We start from the raw sequence: 2,662 nt of genomic DNA, 5'->3' as shown, positions 1-2,662 counted from the left end.
GGTCTGCGCTCCTGGGCCCGAGACCGTCGCCGAGATTGCGGCCGCGCTCGCCGAGCCGCCACGCATCGTGAACTTGGAGGCCTCCACACTCGCCGGGGTGCTCGACACGATCGAGCAGGTCGCCGCGGCGCTGGGGGTCGTCCGGCAGGGCGGCCGCCTGATCGTCGAGCTACAGCAACGGATCGCCAAGGTCGTGCAAGGCGTTGCGCTCGCCGAGCGCCGCCCGCGGGTCGCATTGCTGGAGTGGCTGGATCCGCTATACTGCGCCGGGCATTGGACGCCGGAGCTGATCAGCATTGCCGGCGGCGAAAGCGTCCTGGGAGAAGTCGGTCAACCGTCGATGCGCCTGACCTGGGACGCGCTGCAAGCGGCGCGGCCCGGCGTGCTGGTCATCGCCTGCTGCGGGCAGACGGCCGAGCGCGCCGCGAAGGATTGGACCCGCATGGCCAACGTGCAGGCGGTTCGAGCGCTCGATGCGGTACGCAACGATCAGGTCTACCTCGTCGATGGCAACGCCTACTTCAACCGGCCGGGACCGCGTCTGATAGACAGCCTGGAAATTCTAGCGGGAATGCTGCACCCTGAGATCTTTCCGCCAAATCAGGACGCTGAAAAAATCCTGCAGCCAAGTCATTGGAAGTGAAGGAAAACCCTCAGCGACGACAACAATCGAGGTATCTCGCGATGTTTCGCCGAACGACCCTGCTGCTGGCCGGCATAATGATCGCCGCGATGGCGGCACGCTTATTGCCCCACCCGCCGAATTTCACTCCGATCGAGGCCGTGGCGCTCTTCGGTGGGGCTTACCTGGCCGACCGGCGCGTAGCGCTTTTGCTGCCCTTGCTGGCCCTGGCGCTGAGCGATCTCGTTCTGGGGTTTGTCATCTATGACTATGGGCTCGTCTACGGCGGAATGGCCTTCGTTTATGCAAGCGTGGAACTGATCGCCGCATTGGGGTCGGGCTGGTTGCGCCAACGGTTAACGATCTCTCGGATCGCGGGCGGCGCGGTAATGGCGGCCATTTTATTCTTCCTGGTGACAAACTTCGGCGCCTGGCTGACCAGCGGGCTTTATCCCCATAACGCAAGCGGACTGCTCGCCTGCTATCTTGCAGGGCTACCGTTTTTCCACTACACGCTCGCCGGAGCTCTCGTCTACACCGCCGTGCTATTCGGGGGCTTAGCGCTAGCGCAGCAGCACACCCGCCTGCCGCTATGCCCGCAGCTGTCCCATTGAGGCGGGACGCGTCTACCCGGCGTTGAGGCCCGCCCTCACGCCGGGACCCGGACGTATCCGGCTCTACGAACGAAGTCCGCAATATGTTCGTAACGGGATGACAACACGTCCGGAGCTCCTAGCGTTCTACCCTCGGAATCCGCCGGCGCCTGCGTCATCGCGGCGCGAGCGATGCGACTCCCGGCCATAGCTCCGTACATCACGACAACACGACAACAGCACCGTCTGCCTACCCTGCTGTGCCGCCCTCGACCGCCGTTCGCACCGTGGATACGCGGTCTCGATCCGATATTTCAACGACCCTCGTCGGCTCCGAACTCCGGGCGGCCCCAGAACACTAAGTAAGTAGTAACGCCGGCAAAGCCGTGGGCATGGCCAACAGGCGATCTGCCGACCCGGCGAGCTGAGACGATCGAATCGAGGCACTGCATAGCGACCGGGGCCGCGGTCGGATACGAGCGAAGCGCTCCACTCTATGCGAGGTATCCGGCTCCATCATCCACGAGCGCTGCAGAGGACGGCAATGGACAGGCTCAAGCAGTACCGCGAAAAACGCCATTTTCGACGTACCCCGGAGCCGGCCGGGGAACCGCCGAAGGAGACGGACGCGACACTCGGCGGACGCTTCGTGCTGCACAAGCACGCCGCTTGGCGCCTGCATTTTGATCTTCGTCTCGAGCAACACGGCGTACTGAAAAGCTGGGCGTTACCCAAGGGACCGGCCCTCGCGCCCGGCGAGAAGCGCCTGGCCGTGGAAGTCGAGGACCATCCCCTGGAGTACGGGGACTTCGAGGGCGTGATCCCCAAGCGGGAATATGGCGGCGGCACGGTCATGTTATGGGATCAGGGCCGTTGGAGTGCTCAAAGGGATGGCGTGCGCGATGGACGCCTCGATTTCATACTCGAGGGACGCAAGCTGCAAGGCACCTGGACCCTTGTGCGTATGAGGGGCGAGATCTCAGAGCGGCAGGTGAATTGGCTCCTGATCAATCGGGCGAATGCCGATTCGGCAACCAAGCCGTCCTCACCGAAACTCAATGATCGAAGCGTCGTCACGGATCGCACCATGGAGCAGATCGCACACGCAGCTCGGTCCGACGCCGGGCGCCCAGCAGAACGTTCTCCCGCGTCTCCCGAGCTGCCGGATCCGAGCCGCCTCAACGGTGCCGTGGCGGATTTACTGCCCCAGGCGCTTCGCCCCCAGCTCGCCACGCTGACGCGGAGCGCCCCCAAGGGCAGCGGTTGGATCCACGAGATCAAATTCGATGGCTATCGCCTAATGGCGCAGCTCGACAAAGGGGCTGTCCGCCTGAGCAGCCGCAATGGCAAGAACTGGACCGAACGTTTCCCCGCACTCGCGGCATCCTTACGGCAACGCCTACCGGATACCCAGGCCGTTCTCGATGGTGAAGTGGTGGCGCTCGCA

General features: G+C 64.0%; 3 protein-coding genes. All 3 read left to right on the top strand.

Annotated features, from left to right (window positions below):
- The coding region (locus AC52Q4_RS16625) for an ABC transporter substrate-binding protein (protein ID WP_495537911.1) at positions 1-643 on the top strand (643 nt) is incomplete at its 5' end.
- 41 nt (positions 644-684) lie between these two features.
- The gene (locus AC52Q4_RS16620) at positions 685-1,236 is read left to right on the top strand and encodes a DUF6580 family putative transport protein (RefSeq protein ID WP_495537910.1); all 552 of its coding nucleotides are present in this window, start codon (positions 685-687) and stop codon (positions 1,234-1,236) included.
- 523 nt (positions 1,237-1,759) lie between these two features.
- A partial coding sequence (locus AC52Q4_RS16615; RefSeq protein ID WP_495537909.1) for a DNA polymerase ligase N-terminal domain-containing protein occupies positions 1,760-2,662 on the top strand: 903 nt, incomplete at its 3' end.

Source organism: Nitrococcus sp., from assembly GCF_059432795.1.
The sequence above is the reverse complement of the archived record's forward strand: the minus strand, read 5'-3'. Positions and strand labels throughout refer to the sequence as shown.

Coding starts and splice junctions, on each gene's coding strand:
- AC52Q4_RS16620 (WP_495537910.1), top strand. CDS start 685: ATGTTTCGCCGAACGACCCTGCTGCTGGCCGGCATAATGATCGCCGCG.